We start from the raw sequence: 17,745 nt of genomic DNA on the forward strand, positions 1-17,745 counted from the left end.
GCGTCGACATCAACCCCCCAGGCGCCGCGACAAGAATGGAGATACGAGAGATGCAACTGCGCAAGACGCTTGGCGCGGCGGCGCTGGTCGCCACGGCGGTGATGGCTTCCGTGGCGGGCTGCTCTGGTCGTGACGATGGCGACAATGAGCCGACCCCTGACGCGGGATGTTCGGGTGCGTGTGGCCAGGACGCTGGCACGGACGCGGGCACCGACGCGGGCCGGGTATGTCCCCCGGCTGTGAACGGGCTGGGCCCCATCGGGAATCTCAAGACCAACGGGAAACGGGGCGACATCATCGACCTGGATAACGTGGTCGTGACGGCGGTGAAGGACTCCGACGTGGGCGCCCAGGGGGACTACATCGCCCGCTTCTGGGTGGTCGACCCGTGCTTCCCCAAGGAAGGCATCTACGTCGACAAGTTCTACAAGGACAAGGAGACGCCGACCTCGAAGGACTTCCTCCCGGCCGTCGGCGATGTCATCCGCGTCAAGGGTTGGTTCCGCAAGTTCAACGCCAACGGCCGCGATGGCGCGCCCGAGCAGCGTGAGGCCTACCGCCCCGTGATCAAGAGCACCTACCTGCTCAACGTGGACGGCGTCACCATTGGAGACATGATCGTCGCCAAGAAGGGGACGGAGCGTCAGATCCTCCCCGATAACGAGGTCGCCGCGGGCTTCGGCAACGCGGACTCGGGCAAGGAGAAGCCCAATGCGGACTACGCCGGTCTGCGCGTCCACATCCCGGGCCCGCTGACCGTCACCAACGTGCGTCCGCCCTCGATGAAGTCGCAGCCCGACAACCCGACGAACACCACCTACCTGGGCATGGAAGTCTCGGGTGGCATCCTGGTCGCGACCTCCAAGACGTATCGGGAGGCCAACTGCAAGATCATGGAGACGGTGGACGACGGTGGCACGGTGACGTTCCCGAACGGCATCCGTGGCGTCTGGGATACCTTCACCAACGTGCCGTGCACCGACGCGGGCACCCCCACGCAGCTCCCCGACGGCGGCACCAGCACCCGCTGCAACGTCTACGGCAGTGGCGTCGTCCCCGGCACGACCAACGACTTCACGTACGTGCTGCACCCGATGAACTGCGACACGGACCTGGCGCCCGCGCCGTGAGTCCAGGGGGCATCCCCTGAGGATGTCCCGCTGAGTCGCCGCCCCTCGCCCGTACAGGGAGGGGCGGCTTCTTCTTTTGGGGGGCGATGCCTCTGGAGGGGTGTCCGCTACCCGTCGATGTGGGCCCCCCGCTCCCCCAACCCTCTGATTGTGGGTAAGCTCGGGAAAGGTCCAACCTCTCCCACCCTGTCAGACGTCGTGTTTGCTCCGTGAACTCGCCCCAGACGGCTGTCCCGTTCGGAAAGTACCTGCTGATCAAGCGGCTCGCCGTGGGGGGCATGGCGGAGCTGTTCCTGTCGCAGCGGCCTCCGGATCCGGAGCTGGTGGTGCTCAAGCGGATCCTCCCGTACCTGTCGGAGGAGCCGGAGTTCGTCCAGATGTTCCTGGACGAGGCGCGCATCGCCGCGCAGCTCTGCCACCCCAACATCGTGCAGGTGCATGAGCTGGGGAAGGAGGGCGACAACATCTTCATCGCCATGGAGTACGTGGCCGGTGTCGACCTGCGCCGCGTGGTGGCGGAGGAGGCGAAGTTCGGCGCGACGGTGCCCTGTGGCGTGGCGGCGCGCATCTGCGGGCTGGTGGCGCACGGCCTGGAGTACGCGCACCAGAGCCGGGGCGTGGACGGGCGGCCGCTGGAGTTGATCCACCGCGACATCAGCCCCCAGAACGTGATGATTGGCTATGACGGGCGCGTCAAGCTGGTCGACTTCGGCATCGCCAAGGCCGGCGCGTTCATGGAGCGCAGCAAGCCGGGGGTCATCAAGGGCAAGTTCCTCTACCTGGCGCCGGAGCAGGTGTCGCAGGAGCGGCTGGACCACCGCGCGGACATCTTCGCGCTGGGCACCATGCTGTACGAAATCACCACCGGCAAGCAGCCCTTCGCCAAGCCGACGACGGAGGGCATCCTCTACGCCATCCGCTTCGAGGACCCGACGCCGCCGCACCTGCTGCGTCCGGACTATCCGGAGGAGCTGTCGCGCATCATCATGAAGTGCCTGACGAAGGACCGCACCCAGCGCTATCCGCGCGCCGCCGTGGTGGCCGCGGACCTGGAGGCGTTCCTGGACTCGGGGGCGTTGCGGCAGAGCCTGGACGTCGCCGACTACATCGCGCGGCTGTTGGGCGAAGAGGAGGAGCGCACCATCCTCCACATCCCCGTGCCCAAGCCCGTGGGGCGCACGCACGCCACCTTGCCGCTGGCGGGGAACAGGACGGAGGCGGCCCGGCCCGCGGCGCTGGACGTCACCGCGCCCACGCTGTCCGCCACCGGGCCCTCGCCGGAGTCCTCCAACGCGCCCTCGCCGGGACTCACCGCGCGGCCCATGCCTCGGCGGACCTCGGGAGATGCCCTGCCGGCGGTCTCCTACGCGGACGAGCCGGAGCCCGCGACGCAGATGGCCCGTCCTCGCGAGCTGTCTTCGCGAGGGAAGGCAAGCAGCGGCGATGTGGCGGACCCGGAGATGGCCACCGCCGTGCGGACCTCGCCCACCGGGCTTGCCGTGCTCGCCGACGAGCGCGACCCGGAGGACGAGGACGCGGGGGATGGCGAGTCGACCATTCCCCAGCGCGGCAAGGGCCGGACGCCCATGCCGCCCGCGACGCCTCCTCGGCGCTCCAGCACCCACTCGGAGCTCGCTTCCTCCTCGCCGCCCCGGCGCAACACCCACTCGGAGCTGACGTCCCGCGCGGAGCCGCCCGCCCCGCCGCCCCGGCGCAACACGCAGTCGGAGTCGCCGCGCGCGGCCTCCGCCGCGGACGCTCCCACCACGCCGCCCCGGCGCACGGGGATGTCTCCCGTGGCGCCACTCCCCTCGGCGCGCGCGTCGGCCCAGGCGGATGCTCCGGCCCTGCGGACGCCCTCGCCGAGCGACCTGCGCGCCCGGCGGAACGCGGCACCCGCTTCGGAGCCCTCGCGAGGCGCGTCGACGCCCTGGCAGCAGGACCCGGAAGACAACGTGGGCGAGATGACGATGCCCATCCGTCGTCCGTCCCGGGCGGAGATGGAGGCGGCCGCGTCGATGACCATCCCCATGCGGCGCTTGCCCGCCGAACTGGATGAGCCGTCCGAGTCCATCTCCATGACCACGCCCATGCGGAGGATTTCGTCCGTGGACGTGGAGGCGTCGGTGTCGTTGACCACGCCCATGCGGCGCCTGCCCGCCGAGCTGGATGAGGCGTCCGAGTCGGTGTCGCTCACCACGCCCATGCGGAAGATTTCGTCCGTGGACGTGGAGGCCTCGGTCTCCATCACCCCGCCCGCGGCGCCGCCACGCCGGGCCTCCCGGCCGCTGCTCCCCGCCTCCCGGGGCCCGGCGGTGGGCGACGACGAGGACGCGCTCAACACCGACTCCCGGATGTCTTCGCACCGCACCGAGCCCACCGACACGCTCGAGGACGAAGACGACGACGAGTCCACCATGGGGTACGAGGACCCCGACACGTACGAGATGCCCCCGCGCCGTCACTCGCGCTGGGTGATGCTCGCCGTCGTGGTGGGGGCCGTGATTCTGGTGCTGGGGGGGCTGGTGATCTGGGCCACGCAGCCTCCGGCGGGGATGCCCAAGCCCATGCCGGCGCCGGACCTCTCCCGGAAGGTCCTCTCGGAGAAGAAAGCGCCCGGGGCGTCGCCGGTGCGTCCCGCGCCACAAGCCCCCTCCACGCCGAAGCCGGGGCCGCAGGGCGCGGCGCCTTCCCCCGCGCCCGAGCCCACCGCCACGGCTCCGGCGACTCCCGCCGCCGCTCCGACTCCGACTCCGACGAACGTGGCGAGCGCACCCGCGGCGGCGGTCGTCGCGGCGACGCCGCCGCAGCCTGGTTCACCGGTGAACGGGGAGGCGGCCCTGCCTCCTCAAGCTCCCGCCCTGGTCGAGGTGTTCTTCGAGGCCCCGCCCAAGACGGTGCTGAAAGGTGCGGGAGGCGAGCGTCTGCCTGTCAACAGGCTCATCACCCTGCCTCCAGGCTCGCTCCGGGTCGAATATGACTGCCCCGGGCGCCGCGCGGCGGAGGGGGCGAAATCCTACCTCATCAAGCAGGTGAGTCCGGGTCCGCTCGTGCTCTCCGTGCCATGCAAGGGGCGGCGCTAGTCAGGACGGGTACTTGCCCATATGGGCGCGACTCCCCCCGGGGAGGACAAGTGGGACCGGGTGGGCTTGAGTGCCCTTAAGTCGTTGGATTTCCTAGGTATTCCGCTCGGGGCGCGCATTGCGCATGTCAGAGGGGGCCGTAGAATCCGGCGCTCCATGGCGCGCCTCAAGAAGCAGAAAAACATCGTGACGAAGCGGAGTTACACGGCCGGACGGGTAGTGCGGCAGCAACCTGTCGCACCGGAACCGAACCGGCTGTTGAAGGTCTGGAGACGCGTGCTCGAACGCCGTCTCCGCACACGCTTGCGCGGGAAGGTGGCGGTGGAGGTTCACGACAACACGCACACGATGCTGACCTTTCAACGTCAGCGGGCGCTGTGGCGGTTGCGGCTCCACCACATGTTCCTGGCCGCACCGGATGACGTGGTGCAGGCACTCGCCAGCTTCGTGCGCAAGGGGGACCCGGAGGCGAGCACTCTGTTGGACCGCTACATCGAGCGCAACCGCATCTACATCCGGCGGCTGTCTCCCGCGCAGATGCGCAAGCGCATCCGGCTGGAGCCGGCGGGTCAGCACCATGACCTGGAGCGCATCTTCGACCGGCTCAACGAGCGCTACTTCAGCCGGCGCATCGACGCGGCCATCACCTATGGGCCGGCGCCTCGGGTGAAGGGGCCTCGCAAGAGCATCAAGATGGGCTCCTACTCGGCGGACTCGAAGGTCATCCGCATCCACCCCGCGTTGGACCAGCCGGTGGTGCCCCGCTACTTCGTGGAGTGGATTGTCTTCCACGAGATGCTTCACCACATCTACCGGACCCGGAAGGGGGACGACGGGCGGCGGTGCATCCACCCGCCCGAGCTCATGGAGCACGAGAAGCGCTTCCATGACTACACGCGTGCGCAGGCGTGGGAGCAGGAGAACCTGGACCTGTTGCTGCGCGCGCGCGTCTCGCCGGAGTGAGGCGTCGGTCTCCTCCCCTCCACCTCAGGGGAGGATGAGACCGCCGGGGCTGCGCCGCTCCTGGGGGGGAGCCGCCTCGGCGGGAGTGGGCTCGGCGGCGCCCGAGGCCCGTTGAGCCTGGGCCTCGGCCCGGGCTCCGGCCGCGGCGACCAGGCCGAGCACCTTCTCGAAGAGGTGCTCGGCGAAGCGGGAGTAGGGCTGCTGGGCCCCGTGGAAGAGCCGGCGAGCCTCACCCCGGGCCACTTCCGCTTCCTTCGGACGGGCGCTGTGCTCGAAGTAGTCCGCCATCCTCCACAGCCGCAGGGCGTACCGCCGGCTCATGTCGGGCGTGAAGAAGTCCTGGGTGACGGTGCGCACGGCGGTCTGGAGCTGCTCCTTGCGCTGGGTCTCGCTGAGCGCCAGGGGGCTGACGACCACCTCATCCATCTTGGCCAGCAGGCGCTTCACCACCGAGTCCGGCGGGAGCCAGGTGGCCATCTCCGGGGTGGCGTGCAGCAGGTCTCCCTCCATCACGCGCCGGACATCCTCGGGCTCGGGAGGGGGGAGGGTGGTGGGCTCCGCCTGGGGCTGGGTGCCGAAGTGGCGCAGGGCCACATCGAGTCCCTCGGGGAAGGGGGTGTGCGTGCGCAGGTTGAGGCCCGCGGCCTCGGCGAGCAGCTCCACCGCCTTGTGCAGGGGCAGCTCCACCGTGCCCTCCTGCTCCAGTCCCTCCTTGAGGATGCGGCGCCAGGTGCCTCGGCTCTTCTCGTCGAGCTGGAGCTGGACGACGCCCTGCTCATCCGAGAGGAGGGCCTGCACCACCTCGATGCCGCCTCCACGCACGGCGCGGCCGAGCACCACGGCTCGCTCACCGCGCCCCGTCAACGTGCTGGCGAGCGCGGGGAACTCCTCGGGCGCGGCGGCGGGGCGGGCTGCTTCCGGCGGTGGGGGGCGGGAAGGTTCGGCCACGGCGACGCCTCGGGAGCGCAGCCGGTAGAGGGCCTTCTTGGCGAGCTTGGCCAGCGGCTTCACGGTGGAGACGGAGAGGGCTTCGGCGAGCGCGGGCTGTCCGTCCAGGACGGAGCCCTCGAGGAGGGCCGCGGCGAGGGGCTCCGGAAGGGCTTCGACGGCCGAGGGCGTCGCGGTGCCGGGCGCACTCGCGAGCGTCCGAGCGGAGTCCACGGCGTTGGCGGGCAGGTCGGGCAGGGGGCTGCCAGCGCGCAGCGCGTCCAGCAGGGAGCGAGGGTCCGAGGCGGGGGATTTCATGGGGGCCTTGTACCGCGTGCCGCGCGACGCGGGGCATGGCCCATGGGGGCCCCCGACGACTGGCCCACACTCTCGGATGCCCGTGGACGCGGCTCAGCGCCTGCGCACGAGCCAGCTCCGCCCCGACTGGCCCACCACCACCAGCTCCGACTGGAGTCTCTCGCCGAACACCTGCGACGGGTGGGCGCCGCGCACGATGAAGTGGTCGTACCAGGCCCCCTGCGTGTCCAGGTCGACGTCCTGGGGGCGCCACTCGGAGGGGAACGTGGGGGGCATCTCGCCCCGGTACTTCAGGGGCGAGTGCGGCGTGGAGGCGAACGTGAAGTTCGGAACACCCCCGCGCTCCCGGGCCAGCACCGCCGCCGAGTGGATGAACACCGGGAAGCGCACCACCCGCGAGCCCCCGTCGTAGATGAGGCCCATGACGCGGGGCTTCGGCGCCGTGGCCGAGACGAGTCCCTCCCACTCCGTCGCTTCGCGAGAGAAGGCGCGGAAGCCTTGGCCCAGGGTGAGGGCCAGCACCAGCGCGCAGGCCAGGGCGGCCCAGCGCAGGGGCGTGCGCCATTCGGGCACCGTGGCGGGCGCGGTGGCCACGAGCAGCGCGGCGGCCAGGTGCGCATAGCGCGTGTTGAGGTAGTAGACGTACCCGCGGATGTCGAAGGGCAGCAGGAAGAAGAGCGCGAGCGCCAGAAGCCCCAGCCCCAGGAGCCGCGCGCGCGTCACCGCTCCGCCAAGGCCGGACGTCGCGGCCGGACGCAGGAGCCCCGCGACCCAGCCCACCACCGCCACCGCCACGACGCCGTACAGCGCCCACCGGTCCGAGCCGTCGCGCAGCGTGTTGGCGAGCACGTCGAAGAGCTCCGCGCGGTTCTGCTCGAAGCCCTTCCACGCCAGGTTCTGCGGAGAGAACGTGGGCCCCCAGGCCTTCCACGGCGCACCGGGTTGGATGTCGGGCGGCTCGCCGAAGCGCAGCACCACCCAGCCCAGGAACAGCGCCACGCCCGGCACCACGCCCAGCAGCGCCGGCACGCGGGGCCGCAGCCGCTGCGCGAGGCCCTGGGCCGTGGTGTCCTCGGGCACGCGCGTGGTGAGCAGGAGCCACGGCAGTCCCAGCGCCAGGAACCCGAACGCCTGGACGTGGAACAGCAGCACCGTGACGAGGCAGAGGGCCAGGCCCCCCATCCACTTCCTCCGGCGGGGCGCGTCCTCCAAGGTCCGCACGAAGAGGCCGCAGCACAGCAGCGTGAGCGGCAGCGCGGCGCAGTAGTTGATGAAGCCCCAGCCGAAGCTGTCGCCGTACGCGAAGGGCAGGGCGAGCAGCGATGGCCACGTGGGCCGGCCCAGTGAGCGCAGCAGGAAGCCCAGGCTCAACGGCAGCCCCACCACGTACGCGGTGAGGAACACGCGGTTGGCCACCTCCAGGGGCAGCAGCCAGTTGAGCGCGCTGACCAGGTAGTAGTAGCCCAGGTACGGCGTCAGCGCGTGACGGGCCTCGAAGAGCTGCGGGTACAGCGTCGTCGGGTCGTCCAGCCGGTGCAGCACGGAGATGAGGTACAGGTGCTGCGGCAGGTCCACCATCGGCAGGTGGCGCGACACCCACAAGGGCAGCGCGCCCAGCAGCAGGGCCGCGAGGTGAATAAAGCGGGGGTTGGGAGTCGTCACGAGCGGGGCGGGACTGTATGCGCCGACTTCCTGCCCGGCGAGCAACCGACGACGGGCACGGGGCCCGAATCCTCGGGGTAGACAAAGGTATGGCCGGTGACCTTGGCAGGCGATGGGGCCTGCGCTATAGGCGCCGGTGGACAGAGAGCCCAGGCCGAGAGGCTCTCGAGGAGAGCGCACATGACACGCAACGCGACGATGGTGGCCGCGGGGCTGCTGGCCAGCGGTCTGCTGCTGCTCGCGCCCCGCGCGGCGAGCGCCTGCGAGGCCCACGCCCGAGCCGCTCAGGCCCAGACGGAGAAGTCCGCGGAGAAGCCGTCTCCGGAAGCCGCCGTGGCTCCCGCGCCGACGGAGGCCCGCCCCGCCGCCAGCGAGCAGGCGCGTCCCCTGGAGGCCATCGACTCGCTCCTCACCGCCAAGTGCCAGTGCGGCAGCAAGGCGGACTGCACCTGCAAGAAGGGCTCGTGCGAGTGCTCCAACTGCAAGCCCAAGCGGCAGATGATGGACGCGCTGCGCGGCCAGCCCGCGAAGCTGAAGCTGGATGAGGCGCGCCGCACGGACGCCTCGGCCGGCATCTTCATCTGAGGGTGTCGGCGGAGGGCTTCTCCGCCTTGAGCACCAGCAGCGGCGGCAGGGCCACGCGCTCGAAGCGCACCAGACCCGCCGCGCTGGCCGCCGCGCGCAAGGTGGTCTCTCCCCGAGGGTGCAGTCCCACGCGGCGGTGCAGGAACCCGGACGCCGAGCCCGGCGGCGCATACGTGCTCGCCACCCAGCGGCCCCCCGGACGCAGCACCCGCATCACCTCCAGCATCAGCCGGCCCAGGTCCTCCACGTAGTGCAGGGAGTCGGCCATGAGCACCGCGCCGAGCGTCTCGTCCTGGAAGGGGAGATAGGGCGCCTGCGCGCGGAGGAAGTCCACCGTGGCGCCCGCCTCGCGCACCTGGGCCACGCCTTCCTCCAGCATCGCGGAGGACACGTCCTGTCCCGCCACCAGCGCGAAGCCCGGCTCGCGCGCCAGCCGCCGCGCCACCAGCCCCGTGCCGCAGCCGACGTCCAGCACCGGCCCGTCGGGTGTGCCCAGCAGGCTGCGATAGATGAGGTACTCGCTGTCCGTGTCCATCGGCTGGCGCAGGAGCGCGCGCTGGAGGGCGGGGCGCACGTAGCGCTCGTACGAGCGGGCCACGAAGCGGCGCTCCAGCCCTCGCTGAAGCCCCGTGGCCAGCGCGGGCTCGAGCATCAGGTCCGCGACGCCCTCGGCGACCGGGTAGCTGGCGCGACAGTCAGGGCAGCGCAGGGGGCCGAAGAGCAGGACGGCCGCGGGCGCCTCGGGACGAAGGGCGCCGCGTCGGCATCGGGGGCATCGAAGGAGCTGGACGAGCGCGTGCCGCATGTGCGCTCGAGGCTACCGTCCCCCGACTGGGGCGAGAATCGCTTTGTGAGCGAAACGAGTCAGGCCGAGGGGCCCGGCTTGGCCGGCACCCGCTGGTCCTCGGACACCAGCACGGGCCAGCCTCGGGCCATGGCCTCGCGGAAGAAGGCCGCCAGCTCCCGCCGGCTGTGGTTCACCGCGCCCTGGAAGGGGTCGATGAGCGCCTCTTCCCCCAGGCTGCGCGTGGCGTTGAGCTCCACCGGCGTGCCGCACCGCTCGCACCGGATGGACACCTGCCGCACCAGCGCCACCGGCACCGCGTAGCGGGCTCCACAATCTCCGCACTTCCACACCAGCGCGCGCTCACCCGCCTCGCGCCGGGCCAGTCCGTCCAGCTCATCCGCCAGGCGCAGCAGCGCCGGCAGGTCCTGGGGCGGCTGGGCGAAGACGGCGGACGGGCCGAAGCCCGCCTCGGGAGCACCCAGGGTGGGCGTCCGGTCTCCCTGGAGAAGCGCGCGCAGCCTGTCGCGCGCGCGCATGTCTCGGAACTCCGTGCCTGTCAGCGCACGCTCCACGGCCTCGGGGACCGGGGGCAGGTCCGGCTCGAGGCGCTCATCGACCGGCAGCGACTGGGGGTAATCCACCAGTCGGTGCGAGGGGACTGCGAAAAATCGGAAGGCCACGAAGGCTCCATTGCACCCCGGCCCTCCCGGCGCAAGACGCGAGTTGGCGAATGTCCGCCGCGACGACAGATTCCGCTCTACCTGGACCACTCCAGCATCCGCTGCAACGGAGCCCGCGCCGCCTCCCGCAGTCCCTCCGGCATCGTCAGCTCCGGCGTGCGCTCCTTCATGCACTTCCAGAGCTTCTCCAGCGTGTTGAGCCGCATGTACGGGCACTCGTTGCACGCGCAGCCGTTGTCCGGAGGCGCCGGGATGAAGGTCTTCTCGGGCGCGCCCTTCTTCATCTGATGGAGGATGCCGGCCTCCGTCACGACGATGAACTTCTGCTTCGGGCTCTTGAGGACGAAGTCCAGGATCCCCTTCGTCGAACCGATGAAGTCCGCGTGCCGCAGCACGGGCTCCTCGCACTCCGGGTGCGCCACCACCTCCGCATCCGGGTGCATCACCTTCAGCTCCACCAGCTTCTTCTCGCTGAAGATTTCGTGGACGATGCAGCTGCCCGGCCACAGCACCATGTCCCGGCCGGTCTGCTTCATCACGTGGCGGCCCAGGTGCTGGTCCGGCGCGAAGAGGATCTGCCGGTCCTTGGGCACCTGGTTGACGATCTTCACCGCGTTCGACGACGTGCAGATGACGTCGCTCATCGCCTTCACCGCCGCGGAGCTGTTCACGTAGCTCACGACGAAGGCGCCCGGGTGCTTGTCCTTGAAGGCCTTGAAGGCCGCGGGCGGACACCGGTCTGAAAGGGAACAGCCCGCCTTCAGGTCTGGCAGCAGCACCAGCCGCGCGGGATTCAGGATTTTCGCTGTCTCCGCCATGAAGTGGACACCGCAGAAGACGATGACATCCGCTTCCGTCCGCTCCGCCGCCTGCGCCAGCGCCAGGCTGTCGCCAACGAAGTCCGCTACGTCCTGGACTTCGCTCTCCTGATAGTAGTGCGCAAGAATCACAGCGTTCATGGAACGCTTGAGCTCCTGGATTTCCTGCGCGTAGTCCACGCCCGTGCTCATCGCACCTCCCTTGCCTGGCTGACACTTAACTCGGTCGAGGGGGCCGGGCTACATCGTCGGAGGCGGCCAGCGGGCGGGCGGGCGGCTGATGAGGGACTTCCCTGGGTCGACTCTGCCACCGTCCCCCATCGAGCATGCGCTCCTCAAGCCCGCATCACCTGACGGCGCAGAGAGGGTAGACTGCGCGCAATCCTCCGGGTCGGCCCGGAGGGAGGCAGTCGCCTTGCTGTCAAGCTTGGGCAAGCCACACATTCGGGGTCGAGAAGACGTGATCGGCTGGCGGAGAGGGGGCGGCACCGGACCTGTGGCAGTGGGCAGGCAGTGGATCTGCCCCTTCTCCATTTGAACGCCTTTCCCGTCGAGGAGAGAGCATGAGTGTCCCCACTCAGGACGTCCTGATTGTGCATCCCAACGAGGACCGGCGCGCCGCGCTGGCGTCCATGCTGGACCGCCACCGCGTCGTGGCGGTGGAGTCCCAGGTGGAAGCCACCCGCTGCATGGAGTCGGCGGCCCCCACGCTCATCATCGCCCCACCGGAGAACGCGCGGCGCTTCCTGCGTCACGTCGACCGAGCCGCTCCCGAAGCGGTCCGCGTCTTCGTGTGCTCGCAAGCGGACCGTCGCGGGCTGGAAGAGCTGGTGGAGACCGCGGCCGAGGGCCACGTCTTCAGTACCCTGGATGACAGCCTGACCCCGACGGAGATGGGGCAGCGCATCACCAACATCCTCCAGCTCCGCGCCTCCGCGCGGGTGATGCCCACCGCGCGCATGGAGGCGGGCTTCCGGCTGCAAGGCCGCAGCTACACGGCGCGCTGTCTGGACGTAGGCAACTTCGGCGCCGCGTTCCAGGTCCCCATGGATTCCTCCGTGGGCGTCTTCCTGCCGGGCGTGGTGGTGGATGAGCTCTTCATCGCGCGCGATGGCCGCCGGGTGCTGCACTCCCGCCGCGCCCTGGTGCGCCACGTCCAACCGGTGCGGCAGGGCACGGAGCCCGCGCTGCGCATCGGCCTGTCGTGGAGCCGCGCGCTGGAGGAGCCGTCGACCACGCCGCTCGCCGTCGTCCGCGAGCCGGTGAGCGTGCTCGCCGCGCTGCGCAAGGCCGTGCGGAGGAACGCGTCGCTCTGGGTCCACTACCCGGACACCACCGCGGGGCAGTTCGTGCTGGAGGGCCCTTCCGTGGACCTGGTGGAGGGGCGCTCGGTGCTGCGCGGAACCAGCGTCGGGGCGAGCGCCGTGGCGACCGGCGACGTGCTCAACCTCTCCTTCGAAGTCGGCGGGCAGAGCTACGCGGGGGTCACCAGCGTCCTGCGCCAGGGGGACGCCCTGGTGCTGAGCCTGCCGCGCACCTTGAACCTGCAGAACCGGCGCGGCCTGCAGCGCTTCCGCCCCAGCAAGGAGCACCGCTTCCTGGTCTCCTTCAATGCGCCATTCAGTGGCAAGAGCGTGACGCGCTCCGTGTTGGACCTGTCGAGCCGGGGCCTCTCCTTCGCGTTCGATGCGTCGTTCGAGGTCCTCCCCGCCGGCTCGCAGCTCGACGTGACGCTGCTCCTGCCGGACGGCAGCGAGGCGTCATGCCGCGCGGAGGTGCGCTCCGTGGACGAGGTCTCCTCCGGCGATGGCGCGGAGAATCCGCTCCGGCCCTACCGCTGTGGCGTGCGCCTCCTGGACGTCCCCGCGCGGGTGCGGGACGCGGTCCACGCCGCCTTCATCTCGGCGCGCAGCCCGGTGGTGGAGGACGGGGGCCGGTCCGCCTTCGCGGACATCTGGAAGATGATGGAGACGGCGCACTACAACTTCCATCCCGACTACCCGTTCGGCTCCGAGGCCGAGTACCTCCACCTGCTGGAGAACACCCACCGGCGGCTGTGTGGCTCGGGAGAGCTGGGCAGCTCGCTCGTGTACAAGGACAACGATGGGGTGCAGGGCCACGTCGCGGGCCTGCGCATCCACTCGCGCACGTGGCTGGTGCAGCACCTGGCGGTGCGTCCGGGCTTCCACCGCGCGGACCAGATCGCGCACGAGCTGTCCGCGCTGGCCATCGAGCTGGGCGAGTCCCACGAGGACATCGACTTCATCCGGTTCTCCTGGCGCGAGGACAACCGCTGGCCCAGCCGCCTGGGCGCTTGGCTGCTGCGGGTCATGGAGAGCCACGGGCTGAGCTGGCTGCGCCACTTCGAGTACATGCGCATGCCGCTGGACACCGCGCGGACCCCGGAGGGGCCGCTGCCCGAGGTGCGCGAGGCGCGTGACGAGGACTGCGCGCGACTGGAGCACTTCCTGCGCGAGCGCGGCGAGGTGATGCGCGTGCTCGCCGAGGACCTGCAGGCCGACCAGATGCGGCTGGAGTCGCTGGGGGCTCGCTACGCGGCGCATGGCCTGCACCGGCGCCGGCGGGTCTTCACGGTGGAGGGGGAGAACGGCCCGCTGGCCATGGCCCTCCAGGAAGAGGGCAGCCCGGGCATCAACCTCATCGAGAAGACCAACGCCTTCTGGTACGTGGTGCTCCAGCCCGACCACCCTGGCGCCAGCGCGGCGGTGAGCGCGCTCATCCAGCGTTGCGTGGAGCACGCCCGCGCGGAGGGCCGGGGGACGGCCGTCGCGCTCGCGGCGGACGAGGACGTCGCCACGCTGGAGGCGGTGGGCTTCCAGCGGATGGGCCGCTTCTCCGAGTGGTTCTTCCACCGTTCCATGGTGCGGCGCTGGGTGGAGCTGTTCCGCTCCATCTTCGAGCGCGTCCAGCACACCGCGAGCGGGGAGCGTGCGCGCAACCGTGCGTCGCGGAGGAGCGGGTGAACTACATCATGGAATCCGCCGAGGAGACCCGGCGGCTGTTGCTCCAGGAGCAGGTGGACGATGCCCGCTCGTTGTTGCTGGCGACGGGGCTGTCTCCGGGGGACCAGGCCTTGGACGCGGGCTGCGGGCCAGGAGGCATCACCCGGACCATGGCGGACATCGTCGGCGTCACGGGCGGCGTCACCGGCCTGGACATGAGCGAGGTGCGCCTGTCCGAGGCCGTCCAGCGCTGCATGGGCATGTCCCAGGCGCGCTTCATCCAAGGGGACATCCGCCGCACGGGCCTGCCCGACGCGCACTTCGACTACACGTGGAGTCAGTACGTCCTCGAGTACCTGAAGGACCCCGAGGCCGCGGTCTCCGAGCTCCTGCGTGTCACCCGGCCGGGAGGCCGCGTGGTGGTGTCCGAAATCGACGGTCAGGGTCTGAACAACTGGCCCATGCCGGAGGGACTGGAAGAGGGCGCGCGCACGTTCGAGCGCGGGCTGGCGGCGCAAGGGTTCGACCTGTTCGTCGGGCGCAAGCTGTTCAAGGTCTTCCGCCGTCTGGGGTTGAGGGACGTGCGGGTTCACGTGGTTCCCCAGTACATCGTCGCGGGCGTCGCGGACGGCCGCTTCCTGGACGACTGGCGCACGCGCTTCGCCGCCCTGGCTCCCGCGGTCGCTCCAGCGTTCGGTTCTCGGGTTGCCTACGAGGCGTTCTGCGACGCCTACCTGCGAATGCTCGAGGATCCAGATACGCTCAAGTATTCGGTGCTCGTCATCACCGAGGGAGTGCGTGCTTGAGCGCGGCAACAGCAACCGAGCTGATGGGAGGTTCCGAGCCTCCAGACAATGCCCCCGAGGTCAGTGTCCGCACGACGTCGACCCTGCTGTTGTACTTCGAACGCACCTACGGCGTGGAGCGGCTCAAGGCGCTGTGGGCGCGCCACGACGTGCCGCTCTCGCTCGAGTACCTGCGCACGCACGCCAACTACATCTCGCTGCGGTTCCTGGAGCGGCTGGCCACGCTGCTGATGGAGGCCTCCGGGGACGCGCGCTTCATGCGCAACGCGGGACTCTTCCTGGCGACGCCGGAGGCGATGGGCTTCGCGTACTACCTGCTGCGCGCCTTTGGCTCGCCGCGCATGTGCTACCTGAAGACCATCGAGCTGGCGCCCAGCTACAACCGCGTGGGCAACTTCCACGTGGAGCAACTGGAGCAGAAGCGGCTGGTGCTCACGTACTCGAGCAAGATTCCCGAGACGGGCCGCGACATCTGCGAGCTGCGCATGGGGCAGTTCGCCTCCATCCCCACCATCTGGGGGCTTCCTCCCGCGGAGGTGCGCGAGTCCGAGTGCCAGGTGCTGGGCGCGTCCGTGTGCCGCTACCACCTGACGTGGACGGACCCGCTGACGCAGTGGGGGCATCACCTGGGCCTGTTCCTGGGCACGGTGGGGGGGCTCGTCGCGGGCTCGCTGGGCCTGGCGCATCCCATCTTCGGCGCGGTGTCGCTGGCGATGGCGGGCTTCGCCGTCGGCGGCTGGTGGGATGGCCGCCGGGAGCTGCGAGGCAAGGACGAGGCGCTGCGCTCGCAGAACCAGGCCGTCATGGGCTCGCTGATGGAGCTCCAGCAGCGCTACGACGAAATCTTCCGCGCCAACGTGGCCCTCGAGGACCGGGTGGCCGAGCGCACCCAGGCGCTCAAGGAGTCCAACAGCAAGCTGGAGGAGTCGCTCGCCCGTCAGCAGGAGCTGGACCGGCTCAAGAGCGAGTTCTTCGACAACGTCAGCCACGAGCTGCGCACGCCCCTCACGCTCATCCTGCTCACGCTGGAGTCCCTGGAGCGACGGGGCGCGGAGGACAGCTCTCCGGAGGTCGTCCTCCAGCACGTGGCCACCATGGAGCGCAGCGCGCAGCGCCTGCTGCGGCTCATCAACAACCTGCTGGACCTGGCGCAGATGGAGTCGGGCAAGGCGCGCCTGCGCTATGCGCCCCTGGAGCTGTTCGGCTTCTTGAGCACCGTGCTGCCGCCGTTCCTCACGATGGCGGAGCGCCAGGGTGTCTCCCTCAGGCTGGAGGGCGCCGCGGTGGCGACGGTCGAGGTGGACCACGAGCGCATGGACATCGTGTTCCAGAACCTGCTGTCCAACGCGCTGAAGTTCACCCAGACGGGCGGGGTGACGGTGCGCGTGTCGGAGACGGAGCACGAGGTGCTGGTGGACGTGGAGGACACGGGCCAGGGCATCTCCGCGCAGGACACGAAGGTCATCTTCGACCGCTTCGCGCAGGCGGACAACAGCGGCACCCGCCGCTTCGGCGGCACGGGCATCGGCCTGGCGCTGGTGAAGGAGACGCTGGAGCTGCACGAGGGCGGCATCTCCGTGACGAGCGAGCTGGGCAAGGGCTCCACCTTCCACGTGCGGCTGCCCAAGGGGCGCGCGCACATCCGCGAGGAGCTGCGCGAGCGCCGCCGCGCGGAGATGCCCGTGCGCCGCGAGCGCCGCGGCTCGGGCTCCTTCCCCACGGTGGACTCGGGCGGGGCGGAGAGTGGACGTCCCTCGGTCAGCACCGTGGCCAGGGACCATGCGGGGCCTGGGCCGGAGTCTCCGCGCATCCTCGTGGTGGAGGATGACCCCGAGATTCGGGGCTACATCGCGGGCCTGCTCAAGCAGCACTTCCGCGTGCTGGAGGCCGTCAACGGCGACGAGGGCCGGCACCGCGCGCTGGCGGAGCGGCCGGACCTCATCGTGTCGGACGTGATGATGCCCGTCATGTCCGGGCTCCAGATGCTGGCGGCCCTGCGCGAGTCGCCGCAGACGGTGGACATCCCCGTCATCCTCCTCACCGCGCGGCAGGAGGTCTCCGCGAAGGTGGACGCGCTGGGGACGGGCGCCAACGACTACCTGGGCAAGCCCTTCAGCCCCCGCGAGCTGCTGGCGCGAATCGAAACCCAGTTGCGTCTGCGTGACGCGGCGGTGCGCTCGGCGGAGAACGAACGGTTGGCCGCCATCGGCCTGCTCACCTCGGGCTTCGCGCACGAGGTCCGCAATCCGCTCAACGGGCTGATGAACGCGCTGACGCCGCTGAAGGAAGTGATGCGCGACAACAGCCCGGACGCGGACCTGAGCCGGGCCATGCTGGAGGTGATGGAGGAGTGCGGCCAGCGCATCCGCCACCTCGCCGAGTCGCTGCTCTCCTTCACCCGCACGTCGGACACCCCCGTCCTCCTGTCCCTGGACACGCTGCTGGACTCGACGCTGGGCGTGCTGACGTGGCGCGTGCCGTCGGGCGTGACGGTGGAGCGCTCGTACGAGTGCACCGTCCCCGTGCACGGCGACCCGGGCTCGCTCAACCAGGTGTGGCTCAACCTGTTGGACAACGCCCTGCGCGCCGTGGGCGAGCATGGCCGCGTGCAGGTCGCCACGCACCGCGACGGAGAGGACGCCGTCGTCACCATCAGCGACAACGGCGTGGGCATCCGCCAGGAGGACATGGAGCGGCTGTTCCAGCCCTTCTTCTCCACGCGCGCCGCGGGCGAGGGCACGGGGCTGGGCCTCGCGCTGAGCCGGCGCATCGTCGTCCGCCACGGCGGGCGGATTCAGGTCCGGAGCACTCCGGGCAAGGGCACCCAGGTCGAGGTGCGCCTGCCCCTGCGCCCCCCAGGCCGCTCTTCATCGGGCGGCGGGTTGGACGGGCAGGGGGAAGCGCGCGTGGGGCGGCTGGGTTGATCCACGACGCAACCTGACGTGCGGGGGACGACCTGGGGGGCTGGGGAATACTCGGCCGCTTCTGTTGTCCACTCGCGCACGGCCTCGTGGCGGTCTGGT

Annotated in this window: 12 protein-coding genes; 7 read left to right on the forward strand and 5 right to left on the reverse strand. The window is 70.5% G+C overall.

The window, feature by feature from the left end; genetic code table 11:
• Positions 1-50: 50 nt before the first annotated feature.
• The 3 genes from MYSTI_RS14745 to MYSTI_RS14755 all read left to right on the forward strand — a co-directional run bounded on the left by MYSTI_RS14745 (position 51) and on the right by MYSTI_RS14755 (position 5,176).
• Entirely contained in the window at positions 51-1,130 is a 1,080-nt protein-coding gene (locus MYSTI_RS14745) for a hypothetical protein (protein ID WP_015348561.1), read from the forward strand.
• Between the two features lie 209 nt (positions 1,131-1,339).
• Positions 1,340-4,213 (forward strand): serine/threonine-protein kinase, encoded by a 2,874-nt coding sequence (locus tag MYSTI_RS42625; RefSeq protein WP_015348562.1) that lies wholly within the window; start codon positions 1,340-1,342, stop codon positions 4,211-4,213.
• A 156-nt stretch (positions 4,214-4,369) separates the two neighbouring features.
• Complete coding sequence (locus MYSTI_RS14755) at positions 4,370-5,176, forward strand: hypothetical protein (protein WP_044280081.1); 807 nt, start codon at positions 4,370-4,372, stop codon at positions 5,174-5,176.
• A 24-nt stretch (positions 5,177-5,200) separates the two neighbouring features.
• Here the strand turns inward: MYSTI_RS14755 and MYSTI_RS14760 are convergent, their stop codons facing one another.
• On the reverse strand, positions 5,201-6,421 hold the full coding sequence (locus tag MYSTI_RS14760) for a hypothetical protein (RefSeq protein ID WP_015348564.1): 1,221 nt from the start codon (positions 6,419-6,421) through the stop codon (positions 5,201-5,203).
• 93 nt (positions 6,422-6,514) lie between these two features.
• Positions 6,515-8,083: a hypothetical protein gene (locus MYSTI_RS14765; RefSeq protein ID WP_015348565.1), complete on the reverse strand. Its 1,569-nt coding sequence runs from the start codon at positions 8,081-8,083 to the stop codon at positions 6,515-6,517.
• Positions 8,084-8,263: 180 nt separating this feature from the next.
• Here MYSTI_RS14765 and MYSTI_RS14770 point away from each other — a divergent pair, with 180 nt between their 5' ends.
• Positions 8,264-8,668, forward strand: coding sequence for a hypothetical protein (locus MYSTI_RS14770; protein ID WP_015348566.1), 405 nt, complete (start codon positions 8,264-8,266; stop codon positions 8,666-8,668).
• On the opposite strand, the gene MYSTI_RS14775 is transcribed toward MYSTI_RS14770, so the two are convergent.
• From MYSTI_RS14775 to nadA, 3 genes are all read right to left on the reverse strand, one after another.
• Complete coding sequence (locus MYSTI_RS14775) at positions 8,661-9,473, reverse strand: class I SAM-dependent methyltransferase (protein ID WP_015348567.1); 813 nt, start codon at positions 9,471-9,473, stop codon at positions 8,661-8,663. The genes MYSTI_RS14770 and MYSTI_RS14775 overlap by 8 nt on opposite strands.
• 59 nt (positions 9,474-9,532) lie before the next feature.
• Complete coding sequence (locus tag MYSTI_RS14780) at positions 9,533-10,135, reverse strand: hypothetical protein (RefSeq protein WP_015348568.1); 603 nt, start codon at positions 10,133-10,135, stop codon at positions 9,533-9,535.
• A 77-nt stretch (positions 10,136-10,212) separates the two neighbouring features.
• The gene (gene nadA / locus MYSTI_RS14785; RefSeq protein WP_015348569.1) at positions 10,213-11,145 is read right to left on the reverse strand and encodes a quinolinate synthase NadA; all 933 of its coding nucleotides are present in this window, start codon (positions 11,143-11,145) and stop codon (positions 10,213-10,215) included.
• 371 nt (positions 11,146-11,516) lie between these two features.
• Between nadA and MYSTI_RS14790 the strand changes: the two genes are divergently transcribed.
• From MYSTI_RS14790 to MYSTI_RS14800, 3 genes are read left to right on the forward strand one after another with little or no spacing between them, the layout of a single operon-like run.
• Complete coding sequence (locus MYSTI_RS14790; protein ID WP_015348570.1) at positions 11,517-13,937, forward strand: PilZ domain-containing protein; 2,421 nt, start codon at positions 11,517-11,519, stop codon at positions 13,935-13,937.
• Complete coding sequence (locus tag MYSTI_RS14795; RefSeq protein ID WP_015348571.1) at positions 13,934-14,722, forward strand: methyltransferase domain-containing protein; 789 nt, start codon at positions 13,934-13,936, stop codon at positions 14,720-14,722. Before MYSTI_RS14790 ends, MYSTI_RS14795 begins: the two co-directional genes overlap by 4 nt.
• 23 nt (positions 14,723-14,745) lie before the next feature.
• Positions 14,746-17,646: an ATP-binding protein gene (locus tag MYSTI_RS14800; protein WP_015348572.1), complete on the forward strand. Its 2,901-nt coding sequence runs from the start codon at positions 14,746-14,748 to the stop codon at positions 17,644-17,646.
• The last annotated feature ends 99 nt before the right edge of the window (positions 17,647-17,745 follow it).

Source organism: Myxococcus stipitatus DSM 14675, from assembly GCF_000331735.1.
In the GTDB taxonomy this organism is placed as follows: domain Bacteria; phylum Myxococcota; class Myxococcia; order Myxococcales; family Myxococcaceae; genus Myxococcus; species Myxococcus stipitatus.